This window comes from Streptomyces fodineus, assembly GCF_001735805.1.
GTDB classification, from domain to species: Bacteria; Actinomycetota; Actinomycetes; order Streptomycetales; family Streptomycetaceae; genus Streptomyces; species Streptomyces fodineus.
This window is the reverse complement of sequence record NZ_CP017248.1, coordinates 44605-69055: the sequence shown is the minus strand read 5'-3', so window position 1 is coordinate 69055 and position 24451 is coordinate 44605. Positions and strand designations below refer to the sequence as shown.

Annotated in this window: 24 protein-coding genes and 3 pseudogenes; 9 read left to right on the top strand and 18 right to left on the bottom strand. The window is 68.3% G+C overall.

Annotated features, from left to right (window positions below):
• The first annotated feature begins 7 nt into the window (after nt 1-7).
• On the top strand, nt 8-301 hold the full coding sequence (locus tag BFF78_RS00325) for a DUF6087 family protein (protein ID WP_069776403.1): 294 nt from the start codon (nt 8-10) through the stop codon (nt 299-301).
• 294 nt (nt 302-595) lie between these two features.
• Here BFF78_RS00325 and BFF78_RS00320 read toward each other — a convergent pair whose 3' ends face one another.
• Nucleotides 596-1942 carry an IS630 family transposase gene (locus BFF78_RS00320; protein ID WP_079161050.1) on the bottom strand — a complete coding sequence of 449 codons (1347 nt, stop codon included), beginning with the start codon at nt 1940-1942 and terminating at the stop codon, nt 596-598.
• Between the two features lie 45 nt (nt 1943-1987).
• On the opposite strand from BFF78_RS00320, the pseudogene BFF78_RS00315 reads away from it, so the two are divergent.
• Nucleotides 1988-2338: pseudogene (locus tag BFF78_RS00315) on the top strand (NAD(P)-binding domain-containing protein); the annotation flags it as partial.
• A 191-nt stretch (nt 2339-2529) separates the two neighbouring features.
• Here the strand turns inward: BFF78_RS00315 and BFF78_RS47545 are convergent.
• The 8 genes from BFF78_RS47545 to BFF78_RS00280 all read right to left on the bottom strand — a co-directional run bounded on the left by BFF78_RS47545 (nt 2530) and on the right by BFF78_RS00280 (nt 7260).
• Complete coding sequence (locus tag BFF78_RS47545; RefSeq protein ID WP_227025649.1) at nt 2530-3387, bottom strand: hypothetical protein; 858 nt, start codon at nt 3385-3387, stop codon at nt 2530-2532.
• 341 nt (nt 3388-3728) lie between these two features.
• Complete coding sequence (locus BFF78_RS00300; RefSeq protein WP_069776400.1) at nt 3729-4298, bottom strand: hypothetical protein; 570 nt, start codon at nt 4296-4298, stop codon at nt 3729-3731.
• 15 nt (nt 4299-4313) lie between these two features.
• Complete coding sequence (locus BFF78_RS00295) at nt 4314-4958, bottom strand: hypothetical protein (RefSeq protein WP_159032895.1); 645 nt, start codon at nt 4956-4958, stop codon at nt 4314-4316.
• A gap of 370 nt (nt 4959-5328) precedes the next feature.
• The gene (locus BFF78_RS00290) at nt 5329-5643 is read right to left on the bottom strand and encodes a hypothetical protein (RefSeq protein ID WP_069776398.1); all 315 of its coding nucleotides are present in this window, start codon (nt 5641-5643) and stop codon (nt 5329-5331) included.
• A gap of 592 nt (nt 5644-6235) precedes the next feature.
• Nucleotides 6236-6397 carry a hypothetical protein gene (locus BFF78_RS46665; protein WP_165289349.1) on the bottom strand — a complete coding sequence of 54 codons (162 nt, stop codon included), beginning with the start codon at nt 6395-6397 and terminating at the stop codon, nt 6236-6238.
• A gap of 233 nt (nt 6398-6630) precedes the next feature.
• Nucleotides 6631-6822 (bottom strand): NUDIX domain-containing protein, encoded by a 192-nt coding sequence (locus BFF78_RS47290; RefSeq protein ID WP_227025648.1) that lies wholly within the window; start codon nt 6820-6822, stop codon nt 6631-6633.
• Nucleotides 6823-6868: 46 nt separating this feature from the next.
• Entirely contained in the window at nt 6869-7030 is a 162-nt protein-coding gene (locus BFF78_RS45860; protein ID WP_159032894.1) for a hypothetical protein, read from the bottom strand.
• Nucleotides 7030-7260, bottom strand: a complete 231-nt coding sequence (locus BFF78_RS00280; protein ID WP_069783277.1) for a hypothetical protein — start codon at nt 7258-7260, stop codon at nt 7030-7032. The genes BFF78_RS45860 and BFF78_RS00280 overlap by 1 nt, the downstream gene beginning before the upstream one ends.
• A gap of 71 nt (nt 7261-7331) precedes the next feature.
• Between BFF78_RS00280 and BFF78_RS00275 the strand changes: the two genes are divergently transcribed.
• Nucleotides 7332-7976 carry a TetR/AcrR family transcriptional regulator gene (locus BFF78_RS00275; RefSeq protein WP_069776396.1) on the top strand — a complete coding sequence of 215 codons (645 nt, stop codon included), beginning with the start codon at nt 7332-7334 and terminating at the stop codon, nt 7974-7976.
• Between the two features lie 67 nt (nt 7977-8043).
• Here the strand turns inward: BFF78_RS00275 and BFF78_RS00270 are convergent, their stop codons facing one another.
• From BFF78_RS00270 to BFF78_RS50425, 7 genes and pseudogenes are all read right to left on the bottom strand, one after another.
• Complete coding sequence (locus BFF78_RS00270) at nt 8044-10680, bottom strand: caspase, EACC1-associated type (protein ID WP_069776395.1); 2637 nt, start codon at nt 10678-10680, stop codon at nt 8044-8046.
• Entirely contained in the window at nt 10667-11083 is a 417-nt protein-coding gene (locus BFF78_RS00265) for an effector-associated constant component EACC1 (RefSeq protein ID WP_069776394.1), read from the bottom strand. The genes BFF78_RS00270 and BFF78_RS00265 overlap by 14 nt, the downstream gene beginning before the upstream one ends.
• 532 nt (nt 11084-11615) lie before the next feature.
• On the bottom strand, nt 11616-12344 hold the full coding sequence (locus BFF78_RS00260) for an ATP-binding protein (RefSeq protein WP_079161049.1): 729 nt from the start codon (nt 12342-12344) through the stop codon (nt 11616-11618).
• A gap of 35 nt (nt 12345-12379) precedes the next feature.
• Entirely contained in the window at nt 12380-12970 is a 591-nt protein-coding gene (locus BFF78_RS42215) for an IS630 family transposase (protein WP_107440846.1), read from the bottom strand.
• Nucleotides 12904-13371: a helix-turn-helix domain-containing protein gene (locus BFF78_RS42210; protein ID WP_237282533.1), complete on the bottom strand. Its 468-nt coding sequence runs from the start codon at nt 13369-13371 to the stop codon at nt 12904-12906. The genes BFF78_RS42215 and BFF78_RS42210 overlap by 67 nt, the downstream gene beginning before the upstream one ends.
• A gap of 210 nt (nt 13372-13581) precedes the next feature.
• A pseudogene (locus BFF78_RS00255) lies at nt 13582-14000 on the bottom strand (winged helix-turn-helix transcriptional regulator).
• Nucleotides 14001-14026: 26 nt separating this feature from the next.
• Nucleotides 14027-15120 (bottom strand): IS630 family transposase gene (locus BFF78_RS50425; protein ID WP_472573249.1). Its coding sequence is split into 2 segments (ribosomal slippage): nt 14027-14656 and nt 14659-15120, totalling 1092 coding nucleotides; the frame shifts between segments, so codons are not numbered across the junction.
• A gap of 167 nt (nt 15121-15287) precedes the next feature.
• Between BFF78_RS50425 and BFF78_RS00240 the strand changes: the two genes are divergently transcribed.
• The 6 genes from BFF78_RS00240 (at nt 15288) to BFF78_RS00215 (ending at nt 21549) form a co-directional block, all read left to right on the top strand.
• The gene (locus tag BFF78_RS00240) at nt 15288-16160 is read left to right on the top strand and encodes an aldo/keto reductase family oxidoreductase (RefSeq protein ID WP_069776392.1); all 873 of its coding nucleotides are present in this window, start codon (nt 15288-15290) and stop codon (nt 16158-16160) included.
• A gap of 263 nt (nt 16161-16423) precedes the next feature.
• Nucleotides 16424-16774, top strand: coding sequence for a hypothetical protein (locus BFF78_RS49590; RefSeq protein WP_069776391.1), 351 nt, complete (start codon nt 16424-16426; stop codon nt 16772-16774).
• Nucleotides 16775-16819: 45 nt separating this feature from the next.
• Complete coding sequence (locus BFF78_RS00230) at nt 16820-18256, top strand: molybdopterin-dependent oxidoreductase (RefSeq protein ID WP_418346603.1); 1437 nt, start codon at nt 16820-16822, stop codon at nt 18254-18256.
• Nucleotides 18257-18258: 2 nt separating this feature from the next.
• On the top strand, nt 18259-18762 hold the full coding sequence (locus BFF78_RS00225) for a hypothetical protein (RefSeq protein WP_069776389.1): 504 nt from the start codon (nt 18259-18261) through the stop codon (nt 18760-18762).
• A complete protein-coding gene (locus tag BFF78_RS00220) occupies nt 18759-19466 on the top strand; it encodes a class I SAM-dependent methyltransferase (protein ID WP_069776388.1) in 708 nt (235 codons plus the stop codon). The genes BFF78_RS00225 and BFF78_RS00220 overlap by 4 nt, the downstream gene beginning before the upstream one ends.
• Before the next feature lie 250 nt (nt 19467-19716).
• Nucleotides 19717-21549: a glycoside hydrolase family 15 protein gene (locus tag BFF78_RS00215; RefSeq protein WP_069776387.1), complete on the top strand. Its 1833-nt coding sequence runs from the start codon at nt 19717-19719 to the stop codon at nt 21547-21549.
• 154 nt (nt 21550-21703) lie between these two features.
• Here BFF78_RS00215 and BFF78_RS00210 read toward each other — a convergent pair.
• A pseudogene (locus BFF78_RS00210) lies at nt 21704-22788 on the bottom strand (integrase core domain-containing protein).
• 110 nt (nt 22789-22898) lie between these two features.
• On the bottom strand, nt 22899-24158 hold the full coding sequence (locus BFF78_RS00205) for a hypothetical protein (protein ID WP_079161043.1): 1260 nt from the start codon (nt 24156-24158) through the stop codon (nt 22899-22901).
• Nucleotides 24159-24451: the final 293 nt, after the last annotated feature.

Below are 24451 nucleotides of genomic sequence, written 5' to 3'. Positions count from 1 at the left end.
CGAGTCCATGGGCAAGCACTCCCGACCCGGACCGCCGAACCAGCCGTCCCGTGCCGTTCCGCGCGTCGACGCTGGCGATCCGCTGGCCGCGTACAACCGGCGGCGCCGCCCGCCCATGGACGTCTGGCGCCGGCATCGCCCGCTGCATGGCGGTGGTGATCACCTCCGTCCCGACGAGCCACGGGCCCTGGAGGAGTGGGACGGTTTCGCCTACATCCCGGCCGGTACGGCCGACAACCTCGGCGCCGCGCGAGCCTGGGCTAACGGGACCGCCCCGGACTCCGAGGCCGCGGCTGAGTAGGCGAGACTGGACGCTGCCCGACGGCCGGGATGAGGCGTCCGGCCGACGCTGCCGCCGCCGGGCCCCTTTTCTGCGGGTGTGGACATTGCCGCTGGTCGCGGGGTCTCCTGGACATACCCCCTGTCCGCGTCACTGCTGGGGGCGCCGTGCACGACACGCTCCACGTCGCAGTACACCCGACCGGGCCCGGTCGCTGCCGGGTGACCGTGGCCGGGGACCTCGACGTGGTCAGCGCCCCGGACGTCCGGAACACCCTCCGAGCCGCCCTAGTGTGATGCGCCTGAAATCGCAGGCTTAAGTCTCTCGCTGATTTTCGGTGGCTGGCGGAGTGAGCTTGGTGAGGTAGTCGGCGAGGGATTTGAGGATCTCGTCGGCGGTCTTGGTCCAGGTGAAGGGCCGGGGGTTCTCGTTCCATGAGTCGATCCAGGCCCTGATGTCCTCCTCCAGCGCCTTCACCGAGGTGTGGACGCCTCGGCGGATGAGCTTGTCGGTGAGCAGGCCGAACCACCGCTCGACCTGGTTGATCCAGGAAGAGCCGGTCGGAGTGAAGTGGACATGGAAGCGGGGGTGCTTGCCGAGCCAGGTCTTGATCTCGGGGGTGTTGTGGGTGGCGTAGTTGTCACACACCAGGTGCACATCGAGCCCGGCAGGAACCGCCTTGTCTATCGTGACCAGAAACTTCTTGAACTCGACGGCCCGGTGGCGGCGGTGCAGTTCACCGATGACAGTGCCGTCGGCGATGTTGAAGGCGGCGAACAGGCTGGTGATGCCGTGTCGCAGGTAGTCGTGGGTGCGCCGTTCGGGCATGCCCGGCATCATCGGCAGCACCGGCTGCGAGCGGTCCAGCGCCTGAATCTGGCTCTTCTCGTCCACGCACAACACCACGGCTTTCTCCGGCGGGTTGTGGTACAGGCCGACGACGTCGACGACCTTCGCGACGAACTGCGGGTCGGTGGAGAGCTTGAAGGCGTCCTGCAGGTGCGGCTTGAGGTCGAACTTCTTCCAGATCCGCCCGATGGTGGACTTCGACAGCCCGGTGCGGGCGGCCATGGAGGCCCGCGACCAGTGGGTGTCCTGGCCCGGGGCGGATTCCAGCGTCGCGACGACCACGTCCTCGACCTGGTCGAGCAGGATGGACGGCGGCCGGCCGGGCCGCGGCTCGTCGACCAGACCGTCCAGCCGCCGCTTGACGAACCGGGCCCGCCAGCGGTTCACCGACTGCTCGCTCACCCCGAGCTCGGCCGCCACCTGCTTGTTCGTCCCGCCCTCCGCGCACCGCAGCACGATCCTCGCGCGCAGAGCCAAAAACTGCGCGGTCTTCGCGCGCCTCGCCCAACGCGTCAGCTGAGCCCGTTCGTCATCACTGAGCACCAGCTCCGACTTGCGTCGGCCCGGCCGCGGCTCATCCGCAAGCCCGGCCATCCGCCGGGCAGCAAACCGCGAGCGCCACTTCCTCACCGTGTCCGCGGTTACCTTGAACTCCGCCGCCACACGCGTATTCGGCTTCCCATCCGCACACGCCAAGACGATGCGTGCCCGCTCGGCGAGACGGGGCGCCACTGCCCCGCCCGCCCAGCGCAACAACTCGGCGCGCTCCTCATCGGACAGCACAACTTCGACGGCACGAGGACCCCGAGACATGAAAACAGGCTACAGACTTAAGCCTGCGATTTCAGGCGCATCACACTAGCCGCGGCGGCACCAGGAACCCATGTGGTCAAGGCGTTCAATCTCTGCCACGAGGACGTGTGGCGTATGTCGCCGCCCATCTTCGACGGGCGCCGACTGGCCGTTCCGGTCTGCGGAGACGACGAAACGGCTCTCGCCCTCGTACACCAGTTGGTGCGGCATGTCGGCTGCGAACCCGTGGCCGGCGGCTCTCTCGAACGAGCCGGACTCCTGGAAGCGACCGCGGCACTCTTCATCGGGCTATGGATCGGCGAGGGACCCGATGCCCAAGCCATCGCACCCCCGCTGGCCTATGCCGCCGGACCGAGAGACGAGGAACCACAAACCACCGAAAAGGCTTTTCGTTAGAAGTTCTTAGAGATCTTGGCCTCCGAACGGCGGTCAGCCTCACCATCAACGGCGCGACTCACGCGTACCTCTCCCGCTACCGAGAGGCGCGATCACGGCCTCGGGACTGGTGGGCTCGCATGTTGAGATGTCGCGTATCCTCCGGCGACCTCCAGCTTGGTCACCGTGAGTTGTCGGTGGTGCCTGCTGGATCACTCTGCGCCGTCGTGACCGGGCGCGTAGGGCGGGATCGTCCAGCGCATCGTTGTCTGGCCTGTGGGGCCAGGCTGAAGAGTCACGGGATAGACCTGTCCGAAGCGGCGTTCGCCGCGATGTCTCATCGAGTGGTCGCCACTGTCCCAGTTGATCCCCAGAACTGGGCAGCCAGCGACCTTGATGGCGCCGATCTGAAGCGGGTGGGTCCAACTCGCGCGGTTGAAGCGCTGGAAGTCGGTGTGCTCATCGACTGCGACCATGACACCCCGGCCCTGTTCGTCGCCTTTCCAGTCGTTGAGGGCGTCGCCGAGCTTCTTGGCGTCATCGAGCGGGAGGTCGAGCCACCCTCGCACTTGACTGCCGTGTCGCGGGATCAGTTCTCCGCCGAACTGACGATGGGCGGCCTCCGCGTAGCCTCCCCAGTAGGCGACGTCGGCAAGGCCGTCGGTTGATGGATGATCCTCTCCGGTCCAGGAGTCCAGGGCAAGCGCGTCACCGAGCACCATGCCGCAACGGTCGACCGGTAGGTCGCCAAGGATGATCGGCTCGTCCCCTGCGATGCCGGCCCATGGCAGACCGAGATCGATCTCAAGGACTGCGATGGTTGGTCCGCCGTCGAAGGGCGAGGCCGCCGTGCTGGCTCGCACCATCAACGGCCTGTCACCGGCGGCGTGAACTGCGGCCATCTCACACAACCAGTCGTGGACGTGTCCGCCGATCGATGCCGCGGCAATTGCGCGGTCGGACAGCGGTCGGCCCAGCTGCGGCCAGTAGTCGATCCACGACGCCATCCCCAACACGAGGACTCCCGACGGCGCCGTCACGACTCCCAGGTCAATGTCAGTCTCAGCCATCCGGCGATGGAACCTTCCTTCTGCTCTCAGGATCAAGGTTCGGCCGGGTCAGCGTCTGTGGTCACCCGGGGCATACCGGCTCCAGGTTCCGCCGGCCTCGGTGACCAGGCGGGTGGCTGTCTTGTCGTGGTAGCCGAGCGCCTTCGCGATGACGGGGGCTGGGGCTTGGAGGACGAGTTGGCGGATCGCGGAGGTCCTGCCGCGCTGTGGCGGCGCCGGTCACTTCGCCCCGCATGTTGACGGCGCCGCGCGCGTCCCTGGAGCGGCCCCGGCAGCCGCGTCTTGGGGGTGCCGGGGCCTCTCGGCGACTCCCCGTCCGCGATCCCGCTGGGGAGGATGATTCAGATGCCTTCCGTCGCCACGTGTGTGATGACGCGCCTGATGTATTCCTCGCGGTGCCGAAGCAGTTCAGTGCTGACCAGGATGCGGTATCTGCTGATTGGGAGGAACAGGGTGCCGGTGACGGGCAACGCGGTCACCTTGAGCCGGAATCCGCCGAGGCGGGTACCGGTGGTCCTCTCGTACTCGCGCACGGCATCCCTCATGCGCGGAGCACCACGCCCAGGGCGGCTCGCGTTCGCGACTTCGCGTTTGCGCTCGGCGCTCCACAGGCGGACGACATCGCGGTTGCCCTCGACAACGCGGCCGAGCAGGCCGCCCGGCGACAAAGGAACCGCCGACTCGTCCTGCTCCGAGGCCGCCAGAGCGCTGTCCCACCACTGTCGCCACTCGGCGTCAACTTCCTTGGAACCGTGCGCAGTCGAGTCGATGGCCAGGCTCGGCGGCGCTATGACTGCCTGTATGCCCAGCGGATCGCAGATGCCGAGCGCGTCGCGGACTGCCAGCGCAGCGGCCAAATGGTAGGAGTACCCCAGGGCTACTTCCCACGGCGCGCTCGACATCGATCCCATGAGTCTTCCTTTGTCTCAGACGATCTCTGCGCTGTCGGTGGGACCGCCGCTTGAACAGATGTCGCCGTCCCACAGAAGCGCGTCGCTGGAGGGGGAGACTCCCGCGGTCTCCCAGCCGGGTCCGCCGGCGTTCGCGTCCCACTCGCCCTCCCAGGACGAGTCGAATGCCAGCCCGCCGCCCCACGAGTAGGTGTCCGAACCGTAGTCGTCGGACCTGCTGGCCTGCCAGTGGTAGGCGACCGCGTCCTCGTCGAGATCGAACCCCGTCTGGATCTCCATGTTGTAGCCGCCGACGGGATGTATCCAGATGTACGAGTCGCCGCAGTCCCCTTCGACGACGTCGTCGGGGTGGACCTTCGCGCGGTACGGACTTCCGTCGGGGTTGATCGCCTTGGGCGTCGATACCGCGTGCTGGCTGCCGTCGGGTGCGGTGACGACCTTGAAGCCGTGGGCTTTTGCGAGGTTCGCGTTCACTCCGGTCACCCGCATCTTGACGACCTTCGCGCCCTTGGGCGGCGAGTGCTTCGGTGTGTGACCCGCGTGAACTCGCAGCCCTGCAGGGCCGACGTGGTTGGCGGACGGGACTGCTTCGGCGGTGGCGATACCGGCACCGGTGAGCGCGGACGCCGCAAGCACTGCGACGAATGCACGCGTGAACATGGCACGCTTCATGACTGGTTTTCCCCCTACTGCTGCGAGTTCTCTTCCCGGGCCACTTACCCGGTGTCCCTCAGCAGACGGGTTGACGCTATGGCCAATAGCGGCGCATGTTCCTCAACTCCCTCATGGTTGACCGATTCAGGCCAGAGGTGGGGCTTATTCCGGTTGTTGCCACAGCGGACATACGGGCCAGGGCTCTGTACGCCTCCGCGGCGGCAACGCGGCTTGTCTGCCCGGCCGCCGCTGATCGTGTGTAGGACCCGCTGCCAGGGCGTGCCGGCCGTCCCTCACGCCACTTCCGTCGCCTGCGTGAGTCCGCGTCTGTTGTGTCCGGTCGCAGTAGAGATGGGCCCGAGGTGTCTGCGGTGGTTCAGGTTGAGTGAGACGAAGCCCCCGTAGCTGTCTGATCCTGGTTGCCCGCTCGCTGGCCGGGGGCCGTGCGGCGGTGCAGGTGGAGGGTCAGGGCGAGCAGGCCGAGCGGGGTGGCCACGGCCAGGGCGCCCACCGCCTGGTGCTCCCGGGCGCCGCCGGCTGCATCGCATCCGGACGTGCCGAGCTCGCCGAGTTCACCGTCGGGGCCGTACTGCTGCTTCGTGAACGCCTGCCGGTCGAACAGCGCGGGCACGCCGCACGACATCGGCGGGTCGAAGCTCCCGTTGTTGTCGAAGGACGACGGGAAGAGCATCAGGCCGAGCGCCAGAAGGAAGCCGCCGATCGCTGGGACCGCGAAGATCCAGGACCAGATGAGCAGGTCACGGTTGGTCCGGGCGCGTCAGTGTCGGTCACGCCGGGAGACGGTACGCCCTGGACGGACTCTGGGGCACCGCGGGGCTCAGCAACGATGCGTGTACTTCACTGCCTGACCCTATTGAGCCCGGGAGGGCCGATGCTCAGCACTCCGAACGCGGACAAGGCCTGGAAAGGCATGACGAGGTCATTCCCGACCCCGGAGGCGCCAGGCCAGTATGCCGCCCCGAGCAGGGCGGAGAGGACGGCTTACGCCGTGCTGCTGCATGGACCGGCTGCGCGCTCAGGCGGCGCCGACGCGAGTCAGTGGCTGCTGCTGCGCGACCGCACAGCGAAGCGCCTGTAACCGACGCACCAGCAGCAGCCACACTTCAGGAACGCGTCAGTCGCCCAAGACGCCGTCGAGGTAGTCCTGCACCGGCCCGTACAGGCCGCGCGGAACCAGCCTGCGGCCGATCGCCCTGCGAGGCCCCGACGACCCCTGCGACTTCCCTGACGCTCACCGGGGCGTTTCCGTGTATGCGCTCAGGTCAGCGCAGGCCGCCTGTGCCGTCGTGCTCTTCGCCGACTGGGAGTGGCCGACGGTCGTCCCCCGGGTCCTCGCTGTAGATGACCGCGGAGACCGCGCTGTCGTAGGCATCGTCGAGGCCGTTGCCGCTTGTGCCGAGCATGTTCTCCCAGTCGATTCCCATGCCTACGAGCCTAGACCGTACTGCTCGAGGATCTCGGCGATGCGGGCGTTGAGCTCGCTGGCCCGAGGGAAGATCGCCGCTTCCTCTTCAGGGCGGATGCGCCGCGCCGGTCGTCGAGCCGACCCACGTGACCCAGGAGGCCGGGTGCGCCTCGTACCCCGGACTGACCTTCCCCTGCCGCGTACGCGGGTCGCAGTGCAGCCGCCCGCCCCGCTCGTTCGGCATCGGGCAGATCAGCAGGTTCGTCCCCAGGTGCGTGTTCGGTAGCCGGTCTCTTCGACTGCTTCGCGGTGGGCGGTTTGTAGCGGGTCCTCTCCTTGCGCGTCGAGGTTGCCGCCCGGGAGCTGCCAGAGGCGCGAGCCGTAGACCGAGCGCAGTTGGACTGGCCGGTCGTGTTCGTCGCGGATGTACAGGCAGCCGTACACCGTGTGGAGGAATAGTCAATAGCTGTGGATCGGTTGGTGTCGTCGGTCAGTCGAGCCGCTTCTTTGAACGCCCGGCCCTCCGCCAGATCACCGTCATCCCAAACGCCAGAATGCCCAGGGCTGCGACCACGATGACGACCTTGATCGCGCGGTCCAGCAGCAGGTGGTGAAGGAGGTCCGACGACTCCGCTCCGAGGCTGTTCATCATCAGCCATCCTGTCGCCGCGACCAGGACGCCCCGTTCTTCCCGCCCTCAAGCCGTCGGGCAGCAGCGCGCAGGCCGGCCTTCACTACGGGGTCTGCATACTGTCGCGCCTCGTCGAGTCTGCCCTTGCGCTTGAGAGTCACAGCGATGGCGAAGACCAGCAGCGCCAGCACCACCAGACCGCCCACGACCACGCCGAACCTGATGAGCATGAGATTGAGATACGTCTCCACGAAGAAGCCTCCACCCGTTGTGTCACGCCTGTGATACATCCGTTGTATCACAGGCGTGATAGAAAGGCTCCATGCCCAAGCACGTAGACCCGGACGCTCGCCGTCGCCTCGTCGTCGACGCGCTGTTCCGAGTCGTCGTCCGTGAAGGTCTGCATCGCACCTCGCTGCGAGCCGTCGCCGACGAAGCCCAGCTCAACATCGGCTCCCTGCGCCACTACTTCGCCAGCCAGCAGGACCTGATGCGCTTTGCGATGCAGTCGATGCTCGACCGGGCCAGCAGTCGTCTGCTCGAACACGTCGAGCGAATTGGAGACCTGGAAGGCCACCCCCGCCCCGAACAACTCCAGCTCGCAGCCGGGTTCCTGGCCGAGCTACTGCCGCTCGACGAGCAACGCCGCGCCGAGGTCACCGTGTTCCTGGACTTCAACACCGCTGCCCGCACCAACCCGGCCTTCGGCGACCTGTCACGCCAAGCCGCCGAAGGCACGAGATGGCTGATGCGCCGCGTGCTCACCCGGCTGGACGCAGCAGGCACCCTGCGCCCTGGCCTCGACCTCGACCTCGAGTCCGAGCGGCTCACGGCGCTCCTGGACGGGCTCAGCCTTAGCGCCGTCCTGCACCCCGAGATCCTGAACCCGCGGGCATGCATGGATGTGCTGCTCGCGCATCTGGGCGATCTGTCACTGATCGTTGGAACTCCGGGCTCGGCGCACTGACCGCAGCACCCGGTGAGTCAGGCTGCGTGAGCCTTGGGGCGCTCGACGTCGGCCGTTAAAGATCAAGCTAACGGTTCCCGGTGTAGTTCTGGGGCCCGGCGGCGTAGGAGGCTGCCAGCGCCGCCGAGTCCACCCACGGCTTGACCGAGTCGTTGTGCGACGCGTTGATATAGAGCGCGAGTGTATGGATAACGTACCGATGCGTAGGCCCGATGTAGCCGGCCTGTGTGGCCTGGCTGATCGTCGCGGTGGGAATCTCGCAGGTCTGCGAGCCCGGGCCGTTCGGCGGACACCACATGCCCCATTCACCGGTGGCCGCGTCTCTCAAGCCTGCGCGGGTGGCGGCCGCGGCGGTCGCGTCTGGCATCGCCGCCACCTGGACCACCACCAGGATGTGGTCCGCTGTATCGGTGTACGTCCCGACCACAGAGCCACGGCACCCGTTGGTGCTCAGCCCATTTTGGACCCTGCTGGTCTCGTGCCCGTTGACGCAGTCCTCCACACCGCCACTCGCGATGTTGTACACGACGCCCTTGGAGTCGGTGAACGTCCGCGGGAGCAGCGCATCCGACGTCAGCGGCGTCTGGTCGGTGTCGACGGAGTCGAGCGATCCGGGGTCGAACGTGGTCGGGATGGTCGTGGTGGAGGGCTTGCTGGTGGTCGGGTCGTCCGTGGGCGAGTCCGACGGCTGGTCGCCCGGCGTGGTGAACGTGCCCCCGCCGTACGTGTCGGACGCGTCGGGACCCGGGGTCGTCGAGGTGCTCGCCCCTGCATCCTTGCCGGCCGCCGCATTGCCGCTGTGCAGCAGCTTCGGCACCAGGACCGCGGCGAGCACGCACAGCACCACGGCGGCGGCAGCGGTGGCGGCTCTCATCAACTGGCTGGCGGTGAAGGTCTGTTCGGGCCGCGAGGCGACTTCCGTGTCCGCCTCCGGCAAGGTCCGTGGCGGTGACGGTGTTGGCGGGGGCGGGGGCGGAGCCGGGGGCGGGGGCGGTGGTGCCAGCGCCCGCAGTGCGGCGGCCCGCGCGTTGATCGCGGGCCCGGCGTTGGCGATGTACGGGTACGCCCAGCTGGCGACCGGCCCGGCGACGTCCGCGCACATCTGGACGACCTCAGTCGGCGTGGGCCGGGCCGCCGGGTCTTTGGCCAGGCAGCGGCTGACGACACCGCGCACCTCGTCGTCCAGGACGTCCAGGTCCGGTTCCTCGTGCGCGATGAGGTTGATCAGGCCGAGCGGGTCCTCGGCTTCGAACGCATCGCGCCCGGTGGCGAGGAAGTAGACCGTGGCGCCGAGTGTGAACACGTCCGAGGCGGTGGTGACCTCACGGCGCCCGAGTGCCTGTTCCGGCGACTTGTAGGCCGGGGTGCCTAACTGCACGTTGGAGCGCGTCATCAAGGTTGCCGCGACGGACTTGGCGATGCCGAAGTCGATGACCTTCGGACCGGTCTCGTCCAGCATCACGTTGGCCGGCTTGAGGTCGCGATGCACGGCGCCCGCCGCCTGCACGGCCTCCAGCGCTCGGGCGATCCCGGCGGTGACCAGCAGCACGTCGCGGGTCGGCATTGGGCCGTTCTCCCGCACGAGTTCGTGCAGCGAGGGACCGCACACGTACGAACTGGCGAGCCACGGCTCGGACGCGCCCGCATCCGCGTCGAGCACCCGGGCGACATGGCTGCTGCGTACCCGCCGGGCCAGCTCGATCTCCCGGCCGAACCGCTGCGCGAACTCCGGGTCCTGGCTCAGGTCCGGCCGCAGCAGCTTGACCGCGACCGCCTGCCGGGCCGGTGTGAACGCAAGGTAGACCCGGCCGACGCCGCCGACGCCGAGTTTCGCCATGACGTCGTACGGGCCGATCCGGCGTGGGTCGCCGTCCCCCAGAGGGGCGAACGCGAACGGACGGCCCGGCGGCAACGGGGCCCGGCCGCGGACGAACAGGAACTGGTCGGGGCGGCCGCTGTAGTGCAGGTCGGGCAGCGGCGCCACGGTCACGTCGGGAATGCTGCGCAGCCGCTGCCGGACCTCGTCGTGCAGATGCGCGACCGTCGCACCCGGCGTGTGCTCGTCGTGCGCCTCGCGCACCGCCTCGGACAGCGACTTGGTGAAGTACGTCAGGCCGCCCTCGCCGTCCTCGTAGTACGTCTCCTGCGAGTGACCGCACGCCGCCCACACATAGGTGCCGGCGCCGCGTACCGGGGTGGCGCGATCGGCGAACGCAGTGAGGTTATTGCTCGGGCCACCGTACTTGGTGGCGATGCCCGAGCTGCAGCAGTCCAGAACCAGGATCTTGATCCGGGCGCTGCTGTTCTGGGCGAGCACTTCCCGCAGGTCCCGCAGCCGCAGCGAGGTCAGTGCACGATGCGCCGGGTCGTCATCGGTGTCGGTGAGGGCCAGGCCCAGGTCGTAGCGGCCGTTCTCGGGCAGAGGCAGGCCGTGGCCGACGTAGTAGAACAACAGCACGTCCTCAACGTCGCCGATCAGCCCGGTGATCGTCCGCAGCAGCTTGCCGCTGTCATGCTGGTTGGGCAGTTCCTTGACGCGCGGCTTCGGCCATTCACAGGGGCCGGTCAGCACCTTCCGCATCTCGGTGAGGCTGTGCAGCGCGGCGGGCATGGGGCGGCGGCCGTCGAATCCAGCGGTGTACTCGGATGTGCCGAGCAGGATCGCCCGGGAACGGGAGAAGTCGATGTCGTCACGCGGGCTCATCGGAAGCCCCCGCCGCGGGGGTGCGGCGCTCCGGCTCCGCCGGGCCGGACCCCGGGTCACGCGGGGCCGTAGCGCCCGCCTCCAGCGCCCGAGCCGCCTCCACGACCTGCGGCAGGAGAGCCCGGGCGTTCGTCCCGGTCAGCGTGAACCGGCGGTCGCCGACCTCGACCTTGACCACCGTCACCCGGGCCTCGATCCACATCTGGAGCGCCCGCACCCCGGCGACCAGCGGACCGCCGGTCGCGCACACCAGGGACAGGAAGTCCCACACCGTGCCCTGGCTGTTGCGCTCCGGCGAGCGGGGCACGGCACGTACCGCGACGCCCGGGAGCCCACCCATCCACTCGCGCAGGTCCTCCAGCTGGCCGCCCCCGTCAACGCTGACGCGTAGTTCGACCGTCATCGCGCAACAGCACCACTGCTTCCCCCGGCGCCTCGTCGGCCGCCCCTCCATCCGGCCGACGCACGACCCCAGACCGTCTTGATGACGGAGGCTAGCAGTGACTACCCCACCACCGGTAATCCCTCCCGTGCCAGCGCCGGGCAGCAACGGCCCAGCCGAACAAAGGCGTTGGGGTCCGAGGGGTGTTCGATGTTGATTCGCAATGAGCATTGCGATCTGCTTTTCCACATCTATCGCCACCGTGCGCAGCTTGAAGCGCCTGGAAGCTCGGCGCGATGGCAGTCCTTCGCCCCATTGCCAAGCCGGACGGAACCCGGCACCGAGAAGCGGATCAAACGGGCATGCAGATCGGCGCTCGAAGGGCTGTGGAGGCATACGTATGCGGCTGATCAGGGACCAAGAGCACGGGCCGTGCTCGACGGGGGTCGCGCACCCAGTCCGCGCTGGTGCCTGGCCGCGGTGGGAGTCTTCTTCGGGCGAGTGGCAGTTCGGGGTTTTCCGACGTGAAAGGTCCTGGCCATGCCACAGACGTTCAGGGCGGCCACCATGCCCGTCCCGGCCCGGCTTCCGGGCATCCCTGGCAGGTGAACGCGATGTGCATCATTTCCCGGCCACCGACTACTGTTTGACGGACCTCATTGATACGGCGTGCCTCTCCGACATCGTTGCTGCTGGCGCGGTTCGCTCCCAGCGCATCGAACTCGTCGAAGAGGTAGACGGCCCGGGTCTGTGCGGCGGCGTCGAAGACGAGGCGGAGCTTTGCGGCGGTCTCCCCCATGAACCGGCTCATCAGCCCGTCCAGCCGGATGGTGAACAGCGGAAGACCGAGCTCACGGGCGAGCGCGGCTGCGGTCATGCTCTTGCCGGTTCCCGGGGGGCCGGACAGCAGCAGCCGGTGCACAGGCACGAAGCCGAAACGCTCCAGCCGGCCACGCTGGCGCTGTTCATGCAGCACTTTCTCCAGAGCCGCCTGGGTACTCTCCGCAAGGGTCATATCGGACAGCTGTGTGGCGGGGTAGTCGGCAGTGATCAGACTTGCCAGCTCACCACGCGGCTGCACCACTGGAATCGGCGTGGGCTGGCGGCCGATCTTCTCCGCTCGCGAGGCCTCAATGACCTCCCGGAGTTCAGCAGCCAGGCGCGTGTGCCCCTGGCGCGCAGACTTCGCCGCCACCTGCAGCGCAGTACTGTAGAAGCGGTCGTCGTCGCCGGCCGCGTGTGCATTCAGCATCGCCTTGAGATGATCGGCGCTCGCCGTCACGGTCCACGCCTCCCTCGCTCCTAGTGCCGGATTCCTCAAACGCAGTACACGTATCGGCGGCGTAAGACGCGGGTTGAAGGTGCGGGTCTTCCCCATACCCAGGGCCGGGCGCGTGTATTGAACTGGGCTGTTGCCAGGCGGGTGGCTTGATCGATCTCGGGTGGTCCCGCGAAGGACTGGCCCGCGAGGGCAGCCTTGCGGAAGATGCGCCACCAGCCTTCCTGGAGGTTGAGCCAGCAGGCGCCGACAGGGATGAAGACGTGCCGGATTCTGGGATGGTCCTCAAGCCAGGTCCTGGTGGACAGGCTGTTGTGCGAGGACAGGTTGTCGGTGACCACGTAGATGTCGCCAGCCGGATTGGCCGCCTCGACCCTTTGAAGAAACTGCTGGTAGAAGGCGCTGTTGCGAGAGGAGGCGGTCATGGTGACCTCGTGTCCGTCCCGTACCCGCAGAGCGCCGTAGACCCAAGTCTTCTCCGGCCCGCGGCCGTAGTCGACCTCGGACTTGATGCGGTGACCGTCCGGCGACCAGCCCGGCGCCGGCGGAATGGTTCGAGGGATCACCGGTCCGAGCTCGTCGGCGCAGACGACCGTCGCGCCTTCGGGCGGGCAGGTGTAGAGCTCGATGATCCTGGTCCTTTTCCCTCGAAGTCCGCGTCCTTCGACCGGGTCCAGGAACGGGTGCGTCGCCAGCGCACGCCCTCAGCCAACAGGATCCGGCGGACCTGGCTGCGACCGATCCCGATGCCCAGCCGTCCGGCCTCGGCGGCCAGCGCGTCGAGGGTCCACTCCGGCGGCCCGGACTCATCCGCCACGGCCAGCTCGCCGTCGGCCTGCACGGTCAGCCGACCTGGAGGCGGCTGTTTGACCAGGCCGATGATTCTTGAGCGTTCCGCCCCGGAGATCCGTCGCTTGCGGCCCTGTCCACCCAGGTCTTCCAGCCCGTCCAGGCCCAAGCGGTTGAAGCGGTGCAGCCACCGGCGAACTGTCTTGGGATTGCACCTCAACTCATCGGCGATGGCAGGCACTCGCTGTCCGGACCAGCTCAGCAGACCATCCGTGCCCGCATGACCAGATCACGAGTCGCCTTGCGCGCCCGCGACAGCTGATGCACGAGCTGTTCCTCGCTCTCGTCACGGCTCGGCCGTGCCCGTAACACCACCGTCCAGCACCCGCCCCCCGCGTAGCCGAACCACCCCGCCACCAGGACACATACCAAGCGAAAGAGGAATCCAGCACTAGGAAGCTCGTGCGTCGTGCTTATCGCGGTTGGCGAGGACTTGGTCCATGTGGGTCTGCGCCCACTGTCTGAGCCCGCGTGTCAGGTGATGAAGTGAGAGGCCGAGATCAGTCAGCTCGTAGGTGACGGTGACGGGCACCGTGGGTGTCACGGTGCGGATGAGCAAGCCGTCGCGTTCGAGGGCTCGCAGGGTCTGGGTCAGCATCTTCTGGCTGACGCCGGCCAGCGGGCGAGTTCGGAGAAGCGCATCGCCGTCGGGGCGTGCGATGCGCCTGGCTGTTCGGACGCGTCACCGCCCAGTGCGCACAGGATCAGGACGACCCACTTGTCTGAGATCCGGTCGAGGAGCTGACGGCTGGGGCACACCGCCAGGAACGCGTTGTCCTCCGCCTTCTTGTCGGCCTTCGTCGTCGTCACTGATCTCGCCTCTCACCCTGGGTTAGTTACTGATCTCTTCGGGTTGTTGTCGGCAGCGGGGTGAGTGCGAGTCCGGTGCCGGTGAGGCAGCCGTCGATCAGGTCGGGGCGGAGCTGGATGTGGCGCAGACCTCGGCGGAGGGTGCGTTCGAGGTGCTCGTCGTCGGTGAAGGCGGTGTTGGCCAGCGGGCCGCGCCGTAATAGCGACCAGATGCCCTCGACCGGGTTCAAGTCGAGTGCATATGAGGGCAGTTGAACGATGGTGAGCCAGTCGTGTGCGGCGGCGTACTCACGCATCCCGGCAGCCCGGTGGGTGTTGAGATTATCCCAGATCAGCACGATGGGAGCCTGGAGCTGGATGTGGGCGCGCACGACCAGGTCGCGGTAATCGCTCCAGGCGAAGGTGTCGCGTCCTTTGCCCCGGTGCTTGCGGTGGCGGCGCGGCCGGTAGATCAGCCGGGAGGTCTCGCCGGGCTTGTAGCAGCACATCGCCGCGATCGACCAGCGGCGCCAGGAACGACCGCGTACCCGCACCACCGGCGTGTGCCCACGCCGGCCCCAGGTGCGGGCGCGCGGTGGCGTCATCGAGAACCCGGCCTCGTCCTCGAAGACGATGTACGCGCCCAGCGCCGCCGCAGTCATTCCGCCTGCGGCCACACATCCTTCTTCCACAGGCCCACCGCCTGCTCGTCGCGCTCGAGGGCTCTGCGGGCAGGACACTGCCAGGACCAGCCGTGCCGGTGCAGCAGCCGCCACACCGCCGCCGGGGAGCAGTCCAGCCTGAACTTCCTGGCGATCAGCACCCTGATCCGGGCCAAGGTCCACCGCTGGTCCTCCCAGCCGTGCACGGCCGGCCCCACCGCCAACTCTTGCTCCAGCTCGGCGAACTGGCCATCGGACAACTTGGGCAGTTTCGGCGGTCCCGCAGAGGCGAGCGCGTCCATCCCGCCCTCCCGCCAGGCACGGCGCCAGCGTTCCACCGAACGCTCACTGACCCGCAGATCCTTCGCGATCACTGCGGTTCTCTCACCGCGAGTGAACCGCTCACCGGCCTCGTACCGGATCCGCTCGCGAAAGTGCCGCCGCTCCGCGGTCAGCCCACCACCCTGCGCATACCGCATACCACCGGCCTACCGCAGGGATCACCACACGTCACCACCCCCGACAACAACCCGAAGAGATCAGTAGGCACTTCAGAGTGCCTACTTCCCGATGGGAAGTTTGTCTCCAATGCTGGTGCAAGGGGGCCGGAGACACCACCCCCTGGCGATAAGTGAAAGGCATCACGATGAACACGCCCTCCACAGCTCTTCCTGGCGGCACCTGGACGCTGGGTGACTTGACCATCACCCGTTTCGGCTATGGCGCGATGCAGCTCGCCGGGCCGTGGGTCATGGGGCCGCCTGCCGACCACGACGGCGCCCTGGCCGTCCTGCGCGAGGCGGTCGGCCTCGGGATCACCCACATCGACACCAGCGACGCCTACGGACCGCGTATCACGAATGAGCTGATCCGCGAAGCGCTGCACCCTTACCCGGAGTCGCTGTTCATCGCTACCAAGGTGGGTGCGACCCGCGACGCGCAGGGCGGCTGGCCCACGGCCCGGCGCCCCGAAGACCTGCGCAAGCAGGTCCACGAGAACCTCGAATCCCTCGGCGTCGAGGCCCTTGACCTGGTCAACATGCGCATGGGCGACGCTGAGGGCCCCCAGCCCGGCTCGATCGCCGAAGCATTCGAAACGCTCGTCGACCTCCAGCGGGAGGGCCTGATCCGCCACCTCGGCGTCAGCAACGCCACCGCGGAGCAGGTTGCCGAGGCACGCGGCATCGCCCCGATCGTGTGTGTGCAGAACATGTACAACCTTGCCCACCGCCACGACGACGACCTCGTGGACCACCTTGCCGCCAACGGCATCGCCTACGTGCCGTTCTTCCCCCTGGGAGGCTTCACGCCGCTGCAGTCCGAAGCCCTCTCGCAGGTCGCGAGCCGGCTGGAGGCGACGCCGATGTCGGTCGCGCTGGCCTGGCTGATGCAACGCTCGCCGAACATCCTGCTCATCCCCGGTACCTCGTCAACCGCCCACCTGCGCGAGAACATTGCAGGCGCCGGGCTCTCCCTCTCCGACGAGGACGTGGCTGAACTGGACAGCATCGGCCACTGAACAACACACAGGTCGTCGACCGGACCAAGCGGTTTCACTCGGCTCATCGGCGAACGGCTCGTCACCGTAGCCGAGTTGCGGAATCCGGGGTACTCCCGCTCGCGCCCAGGCATCGAGCAGGACGGGCAGGGCCACGTGTTCCTCGAGTCCTACGATGCGCAGCTTGTCGGGCATGTCGCTCTCCTCGCATCATCCGCCGCCTGGCCGCCGGCGGCTGGCTACGGGTCGACGAGAAGCTCGCGGCTGCCCTCATTCACGCCACCGTGCGCGGCGCGGTGCTGACCTGGTTCTCTCTGCCCGAGGGCGAGCGCGACCCGGCTCTGCTCACCGCCATGCGTGAGTCGATGGTCGCCGCCGTCACCCACCAGCAGCCCGCCCTGCAAGGCGCAGGCCCGGCCGATGCCGCCCGGACCCTGCGCGCGCTCCTGCCCGAGCAGACGGCGCTGAGCGACGCAGAGCCAGGAGGCAGGGACTCCACCGTTCGGCTGACGGGGTCCGGCCACTCGGGTATCAGCCTGTGCCTTGACGACGACGCAAAGGGTTGGTCGACCGGCGAAGTGACATTCTGTAGTGGTCTCATCAGTCGTGTTCTGGACGACGTTCTGACGGGTTGACCGGTCGCCCTTGAGGGCGGGGCTCTGGGATGGAGGAGGCGGCTGATGGGTAACGGCGGACGACCGTCACAGCCCGGTTCATCCGGGCGGCCGGAGCGCCCGATGCCGGAGGACGCGCATGCGCGGTGGCGTCTTCGGCGGATCGGCGCCGCTGTGGCTGGCGGTGTCGCTGCGGCTGCCGCGCGTGCCCCAGCTGTCACGCGGCGGATCGGGGAGCTGCCTGCGCCGCCGGGGCCTTTTCGGCCCGGGTTCTGGCGCAGTCCGATCCGCGGTCCCTGGCTGACGTCGGTGTTCGGCCTGGTGCTCCTGGTCGGCATTCCGGTGCTCTTCCTCACCGGCGCGCTCTCCTACGCCGCCTACAACCCCGATCTCGGCCCGCACAATGACATGACGCCCGACAAGGGCCTGCTCGGTTTCTATTTGTTCGACTGGCCTACGCACCCCTACTGGCTGTACCGGCTGACCCAGGGCGTGCACGTCACGCTGGGTGTGGTCCTCGTGCCCGTGCTGCTGGGCAAGTTGTGGTCGGTGATCCCGAAGCTGTTCGAGTGGCTGCCGGTGCGGAGTGTCGCCCACGGTCTGGAGCGGCTGTCCCTGTTGATGCTGGTGGGCGGCGTCATCTTCGAGTTCGTGACCGGGATCCTCAACATTCAGCTGTACTACGTCTTTCCCGGCTCGTTCTACACCCTGCACTTCTACGGTGCGTGGGTGTTCATCGCCGCGTTCGTCGTCCATGTGTGCCTCAGACTGGGCCGGATGTCACGCGCACTGGGCTCACGCAGTCTGGCCACGGAACTGCGCACCGACCTCGCGCACACCGTGCCCGAGCCGCCCGACCCCGACGGCCTGGTGCCGACCGCACCCGCGGCGCCGACGATGACGCGGCGTGGCGCCGTGGGGTTGGTGGGGGTGGGCTCGCTGGCCCTGCTGGTAGTCACGGCCGGGCAGAGCATCGGCGGCCGGCTGCGGAACACCGCCTTGTTCGCGCCGCACAACCGCAACCCCGGCGGCGGCCCGATGGACTTCCAGATCAACAAGACGGCCGCGGCCGTCGGCATCAACCCGGCACATGTGGGTCCTGCGTGGCGGCTGGAGGTACGCGGCCGTGCACCGACGCTGGTCTTCACGCGCGCGCAGCTCCTGGCGATGCGCCGGCACGACGCTCTCCTGCCGATCGCCTGCGTGGAGGGATGGTCCACCGACGACCAGCACTGGAGCGGCCTCAGGCTCACCGACCTGGCCGCCATGGCCGGGCTGCCCGGGGCCGGAAGCGTCCTGGTGGAATCCGTCCAATCGCGCGGTGCTTTCCGCTCGGTGGTGCTGCGCGGCAACCAGATCCACGACCCGCGATCTCTCCTCGCCCTGCGTGTCAACGGCGCGGACCTCTCGCTCGACCACGGCTATCCGGCCCGGATCATCGTCCCGGCCAACCCCGGCGTGAACAACACCAAGTGGGTGCACCGGCTCACCTTCAGGACATGATCATGGCACGCTTCGTTCGCTGGTACGGCTCCGGGCCCCTGCACCTGCTGGTGCTGATCTGCTCCTTCGCCCTCACGGCCTACGCCATGGTGCGCCTGTTCGCCGTTCGGCCGCTCGAGGTGGCGATCTGGTTCGTGGGGGCGGCAGTCCTTCACGACCTGATCCTGCTGCCTCTGTACTCGTTCGCCGACCTGTCGGCTCACTCCGTGCTGCGGCATCGCACTGGCCGGGTACCGACCGTGGCATGGATCAACTACCTGCGCGTACCCGCCTTCCTGTCCGGTGTGCTGCTGCTCGTGTGGTTCCCCCTCATCCTCGATCTGGCGATCCCTTACCGAGACGACACCCGGTTGCCGGAAGGGGTATACCTCGGCCGGTGGCTGGCGGTCACCGGCGTGCTGTTCGGTGCGGCGGCCCTGGCCTTCGCTCTCAAACTACGCCGCGTCCGGCGAGCCGTCCCCGCCGACGAGCACCGGCCCCCACCCCGTCGCGATGCCGAGCCGTGACGCCCGAGGAGAACAGGTCGCCCGCCGCACACGAGGACCCCTACGCACTGGCCCTGCAAACCGGCCGCGGGCCGGTGTACCTGAGGTTCGCCGACGGGCGCCGGACCCGACTGCCGGTACGCCGCTGGGGCGCGCGGCCCACCGGGGCCGACGAGACGCTGCTGGAGCGCTGCAGGGGCCCCGTACTCGACATCGGCTGCGGACCGGGCCGCCTGTGCAGGGCGCTCCAGGACCGGGGCGTCTGCGCCCTTGGTATCGACGTCGCTCCCCACGCGGTCGCCCGAACGGAGACCCGCGGCGGGGCCGCACTGTGCCGGTCGGTGTTCGACCCGCTGCCGGCTGAGGGAAGCTGGCAGACCCTGCTGCTCGTCGACGGGAACATCGGCATCGGCGGCGACCCGCATGCCCTGCTCCGCCGCTGTACCCAACTCATCGCCCCGACGGGATTCATGCTCGTCGAAGTCGACCAGCATGATGTCGAAGAGGGCTGCACCGCTTGGGTGGAGGACACCCACGGCAACCGCGGCCCAGCCTTCCTCTGGGCGCGCCTTGGGACGCCGGCCGTCCACCGGGTCGCCGAAAGCCTCGGGCTCAGCGTCACCGACCAGTGGATCAGTGGCCGACGGTGCTTTGTCTCCCTCGGTCGTCACGACTCACACCCCTCAGCCGTCGCACCTCACGCGCCCCGGGCGCAGCCGTGGTGAGGAGACGGAGCTGTGCGAGCGACAAGTCGAGCGGGTCAGACGCGCCAGAATGCCGCCCCGTCAAGGCAACCGCCGACGGCCAGGAGGTGCGATCCGCCGGTGGTGCTGTTTGAGTGAGATGAATCCCGCCGCTCAGGGAGGCTGCGATGGACGACCCACCGGTGCCTGAAGCGTTCTACGGTGCGAGCGGCCGCTCAGTCCGTCCGGACCAGGCCGCGTCAGCGGGCCGGAGGCGGACGGACTGCCGCCGATGAGCGGGCGACCGATCGGTGACCATGCACTGCTGTCCGACTGCCGCTCGGCCGCCCTCGTCACCTCCGACGGCTCAGTGGACTGGCTGTGCCTTCCCCGCTTCGACAGCCCGGCGCTCTTCGCCCGACTCCTCGACGAGGACGCCGGCCACTGGGCCATCCGCCCCACCGGCCCCGCCGACGTCAGCCGCCGCTACCTCGAGGAGACCCTCGTACTGGAGACGACCTTCCGTACCACCGGTGGAACGGCCGTCCTACGCGACGCACTCGCCCTGGGACGCCGAGAGCGCGGACACGCCCTGGGCACCGCGTCTCCCGGAATGCTTCTGAGACAGATCACCTGCACCGAAGGACAAGTGCCCGTCGAGATCACCTATGCGCCACGCCCGGAGTTCGGACTCGTCCACCCCCTCCTCGCACCTGTGCGGGGCGGGCTCGCCGCGTATGGAGGCGCCCACGTCCTGTTGCTGTCGACCCCTATCGACCTGACGGTGAGCGGTTCCACCGCGCACGGTCAGATCACTCTCCGGGCGTCGGACCGCCTCGGCTTCGCACTGCAGGTCGGGCCGGCATGGGGAACCGAGCCGATGCGCTGGCGAGCGGGGCGTATCCGGCGGCGCTTGAACGACACCGTCGAAGGCTGGCGCTCATGGTCGCGGCTGCACCGCGGCTACGTCGGCCCCTGGCAGCACGAGGTGGGCCACAGCGGACGCGTGCTGCGGGCACTGACCTTCGCGCCCACGGGGGCAATTGTCGCCGCGGCCACCACCTCTCTGCCCGAGTGTGTGGGCGGCACGCGCAACTGGGACTACCGCTACACCTGGGTCCGCGACGCCAGCTTCACTCTGCAGGCGCTGGCCACCGCCGCCTGCGAGAAGGAGAAGGACAAGTTCTTCGGCTTCCTCGCCCGAGCCGCGGTAACCCAGCTCCACCGCGGCGTGGACCTGCAGATCATGTACGGCATCGGTGGCGAACGTGACCTGAGTGAGCGGATCCTGCCCCACCTCGCCGGCTGGCGCGACAGCACCCCCGTGCGCAGCGGCAACGAAGCATGGCGCCAACGCCAGCTCGACGTCTACGGCGAACTCCTCGACGCCGCCTACCAGACCTTCCCGCCCAACGAGCGCCTGGACCCGCCCACCCGCGCATTCCTGCTCCAAGCGGCCGAAACGGCCACCCGTCGCTGGGCCGAACCCGATCAGGGGATCTGGGAGACACGCGGGTCGGGCAGACACTTCCTGCACTCGAAACTGATGTGCTGGGTCGCCTTGGACCGGGCCATCGCGATGGCCCCCACCCTTCAGGCCGACGAACGCGTACCCCACTGGCGGCACGAGCGGGACCAGATCCGCCAAGCCGTCGAACAGCGCGGATGGAACCCCCGCCTGGGCGCCTTCACCCAGGCGTTCGACAGCGACGACCTGGACGCCTCTGCGCTGATGCTGCCCATCGTCGGCTTCCTTCCCCCGCACGACCCCCGCATCCAGTCCACGGTGCTGGCGATCGCCACCCACCTCACCGACCGCAACGGTCTGATCCGCCGCTACCTCGGCGACGAGATCGAAGGAGGAGAGGGAGCCTTCCTGCTGTGCACCTTCTGGCTCGCCCAGGCCCTCGCACTGACGGGACACACCACCCGCGCACGGCAGGTGTTCCAAACCGCCGTCGCGCACGCCAACGACGTCGGCCTGATGGCCGAGGAGACCGACCCCGCCACGGGAGAGGCCCTCGGCAACTTCCCGCAAGCCTTCAGCCATATCGGGCTCATCAACGCCGCCCGCGCCATCCGCGACGCCGAGCGGCAACCCGCACCACGACGATTCGAACGCTAGCTCCCACCACGAAGCAGCGGGTGGCGTAAGAAGGCGTCAGATCGCAGGCACGACAGCAGGCGAGCGTGGATGACACATCGCGCAGCGCCGTCTCCCTCCGGCTTCGGGAACCAACTGAACAAACGTGTGGAGCTCGAGTAATCATCGCTGCTGGTCAAGCGGCGTACCTGTACTCGTTGATCACGCCGCCGAGGATGCGGGTGCGCAGGACTCTGCGGTCGGCCGGGGCACGGACCTGCGGCGGTTGTTCGTGGGCTTCGGGAGACAACTGGCTTCGCGCCCGGTGGGGGCGATGCACGTTGTAGTGCCTCTCGTACTCGGCAAGAACCTGGCGCGCGTGACCTTCGCCCAGGATCAGCACGTGATCGAGGACTTCTCGGCGGAGGGTGCCGATCACTCGCTCGCAGTGGGCGTTGGCCCTCGGCGCGCGGACCGGTGTCTTGATGATCTCGATATCCTCGGCGTGAAACACCGCGTCGAAGGCCTCGGTGTACTTGCTGTCGCGGTCTCGGATCAAGAAGCGCAGCGGGTCCATGCTCCCGCCGAGTTCGGCGGCCAGGTGCGGGCTTGCTGGGTGACCCAGGCAGCGTTCGGGTGTGCAGTGACGCCGGCGATGTGCAGGCGCCGAGTGTGGTGTTCGAGGAAGACCAGGGCGTACAGCCGTCGCAGGCCGATGGTGTCAATGTGGAGGAAGTCGCAGGCCATCACACCGGCTGCCTGGGCGGAGAGGAACTCGCGCCAGGTGGGGCCAGTGCGGCGCGGGGCCGGATCGATGCCGGCCGCGTGCAGGATCTCCCAGACGGTCGAGGCGGCGATCGGGTGTCCGAGCCGAACCAGTTCGCCCTGGATCCTGCGGTGTCCCCAGCGGCTGTTGTCCCGGGCGAGGCGCAGCACGAGATTCTTGAGGGCCGCATGGGTGGGCGGCCGTCCCGGCCCATGGCGTCCCCCGGAGTAGTCCCAGCGGCGGGCGATGAGCTTGCGGTGCCAGGCCAGAAGCGTGCTGGGCGTGACCGGGAAGACCTCGGCCCAGCGGCGGCGCGAGATCAGCGAGGACAGGGCCACGAACCAGAGGCGGTCCGCAGACTCGTACCGTATTGGTCTTTGCAGCTGGCGTCGTAGCACGGCGTTCTCGTGCCGCAGGACCAGCAGTTCCGCCTCCTTCGCGGTCTGGCGCCGCAGCAGCACCGCCGGAACAGACAGAAGATGCCGAGTGACCTGGTACACGAGCGACACGATCACTTGAACATGGTCGCAGACCAACACCCCGGGGCGTGGCGCTTTGACCAGCAGCGATGAATATCCGAGCCCCACAGGTCACGTGCGGGGCCGCGCTCACGGAGTGGGGGCCGTCAGACTGCGGTCAGGGTGTACGTACCCGTACCGTCCGGCCGGCCGCTGGAGTACTGGCGGATCAACTCCCCGTCCGCGTACCGGTCGTGGCCCATCATGGAGCCGGTGTACTTGTTCTGTAGACCGATCTTCGAGCTGCCGGGTACGTCGCGGTAGATGTAGAACCGCTGGAGGTCGTCCTCCCCGCAGGTGGCCGTCGTCAGGTAGGCCTGCTCCTGGTTGGCGATGTTCGCCGGGATGGTCGCGCATCCACCGTTGCCCCAGTTCCACAGGGACGCCTCGATGACTCCGTTGTTCTCCGTGACGTTGCACAGGCGCCAGTTGTCCAGGTGGGCGCTGAAGAAGTTGGATTCGCGCAGGCGGATGCCGTCGTTGGCCAGGAGCGGTGCGCTCCAGTTCAGGGGCTTGCCGGGGACGTCGATCCTGTAGACGGCGGGTTGGCAGTCCAGGGCGGCCCGCGTGTTGGGGGCCGGGCTCCCGGTGGCCTTCACGCTCTTCTCAGCCTTGGCGGCTGCTTCGTGCCCGGCCTTGGCGGCCTCGGCCTTCGCCGAGGGGACCGGCCCAGCCGGGTGCTTCGCGGTGGCGGCGGGGGAGCCGCAGTCGAGGAGGCCCTGTGCCTTGCGCATGATGCTGTTGGCGGGGACCTTGTCCTCGCAGCGCACCGCGCCTTCTTCGAGGGTGGTGAAGGTGGTGTAGCTGCCGGTGTCGGGGCCCTCGGTCCACTTCAACGCCCAGCTGCCGTCGCCCTGTTGGGTGCGGTTGCAGTTGAGGCTGCCGTAGGTGCCGGTGACCTTCTTGGTGCCCTCGTAGAGCCCGTAGTAGCCGGGCTGGTAGAAGTCCCAGGTGATGGACTTGTTGGTGCTGCTGGTGGTGGTGTAGTTGACCTGGACGTTCAGGCCGAGGCTCGCGCCGACGGTGCCGAGGGCCTCGACGGCGAAGCTGCCCTGAACGCTGCCGTTGACGCCCACGGAGACCGAAATGGTTTCCTGGACGTTGGTGGAGACGGTCTGGGTACCGGTTGAGCCCTGGGTGACGTACCAGCCCTTGAAGTGGGTGATGGCCGGGGACACTTCGGTGGACTTGATGACCGGGTGGCGGGTACCGAGATCGGCTGCGGTGCAGGTCTGGCCGGGCTGGATCGTCTGCCCGGAGGCGGCCGGGGTGGCGGCGGCCGGGGTGGCGGCCAGGCCCACGGCGGCCGTCGCGGTGGCTATGAGCGCTCCGAGCCCTCTGCCCAGGCGGTTTCTTGTGCGGCGCATCGTTGCTTCCCCCTGTGTGTGGTCTGTGAGGCGAGTGTGAGGGAAACTAGCGCCACCGAGGGCGGCAGGCCTATACCACAACTGGCCAAATGCGATCAAGAACTGTCGCGTTCTCGGTTGGCATGAACGGGAGTTGCCAGGTTCCATACCTTCGGTGTGCCCGCCACGGGGCCACCGACGGAAGGGATCACCTTTTGAAACACCTCAGACGCGGCTTGTCGGCGATAGCCGCACTGGTCTTCACCGCATCCCTGTGCGCCGCAGGCACCGCCCCCGCTACCGCCGCGCCGCCC

Excerpts from the sequence above, each read along its gene's own strand:
- BFF78_RS45860 (WP_159032894.1), bottom strand. The coding sequence starts at position 7,030 with ATGATGAACAGCCTCGGAGCGGAGTCGTCGGACCTCCTTCACCACCTG.
- BFF78_RS00205 (WP_079161043.1), bottom strand. The coding sequence starts at position 24,158 with ATGCGCCGCACAAGAAACCGCCTGGGCAGAGGGCTCGGAGCGCTCATA.
- BFF78_RS00230 (WP_418346603.1), top strand. The coding sequence starts at position 16,820 with ATGGGTAACGGCGGACGACCGTCACAGCCCGGTTCATCCGGGCGGCCG.
- BFF78_RS00325 (WP_069776403.1), top strand. The coding sequence starts at position 8 with ATGGGCAAGCACTCCCGACCCGGACCGCCGAACCAGCCGTCCCGTGCC.
- BFF78_RS00225 (WP_069776389.1), top strand. The coding sequence starts at position 18,259 with ATGGCACGCTTCGTTCGCTGGTACGGCTCCGGGCCCCTGCACCTGCTG.
- BFF78_RS00290 (WP_069776398.1), bottom strand. The coding sequence starts at position 5,643 with ATGCTCTTCCCGTCGTCCTTCGACAACAACGGGAGCTTCGACCCGCCG.
- BFF78_RS00240 (WP_069776392.1), top strand. The coding sequence starts at position 15,288 with ATGAACACGCCCTCCACAGCTCTTCCTGGCGGCACCTGGACGCTGGGT.
- BFF78_RS00295 (WP_159032895.1), bottom strand. The coding sequence starts at position 4,958 with ATGTTCACGCGTGCATTCGTCGCAGTGCTTGCGGCGTCCGCGCTCACC.
- BFF78_RS00275 (WP_069776396.1), top strand. The coding sequence starts at position 7,332 with ATGCCCAAGCACGTAGACCCGGACGCTCGCCGTCGCCTCGTCGTCGAC.
- BFF78_RS00265 (WP_069776394.1), bottom strand. The coding sequence starts at position 11,083 with ATGACGGTCGAACTACGCGTCAGCGTTGACGGGGGCGGCCAGCTGGAG.
- BFF78_RS00215 (WP_069776387.1), top strand. The coding sequence starts at position 19,717 with ATGAGCGGGCGACCGATCGGTGACCATGCACTGCTGTCCGACTGCCGC.
- BFF78_RS00300 (WP_069776400.1), bottom strand. The coding sequence starts at position 4,298 with ATGGGATCGATGTCGAGCGCGCCGTGGGAAGTAGCCCTGGGGTACTCC.
- BFF78_RS47545 (WP_227025649.1), bottom strand. The coding sequence starts at position 3,387 with ATGGCTGAGACTGACATTGACCTGGGAGTCGTGACGGCGCCGTCGGGA.
- BFF78_RS00270 (WP_069776395.1), bottom strand. The coding sequence starts at position 10,680 with ATGAGCCCGCGTGACGACATCGACTTCTCCCGTTCCCGGGCGATCCTG.
- BFF78_RS46665 (WP_165289349.1), bottom strand. The coding sequence starts at position 6,397 with ATGGGAATCGACTGGGAGAACATGCTCGGCACAAGCGGCAACGGCCTC.
- BFF78_RS00320 (WP_079161050.1), bottom strand. The coding sequence starts at position 1,942 with ATGTCTCGGGGTCCTCGTGCCGTCGAAGTTGTGCTGTCCGATGAGGAG.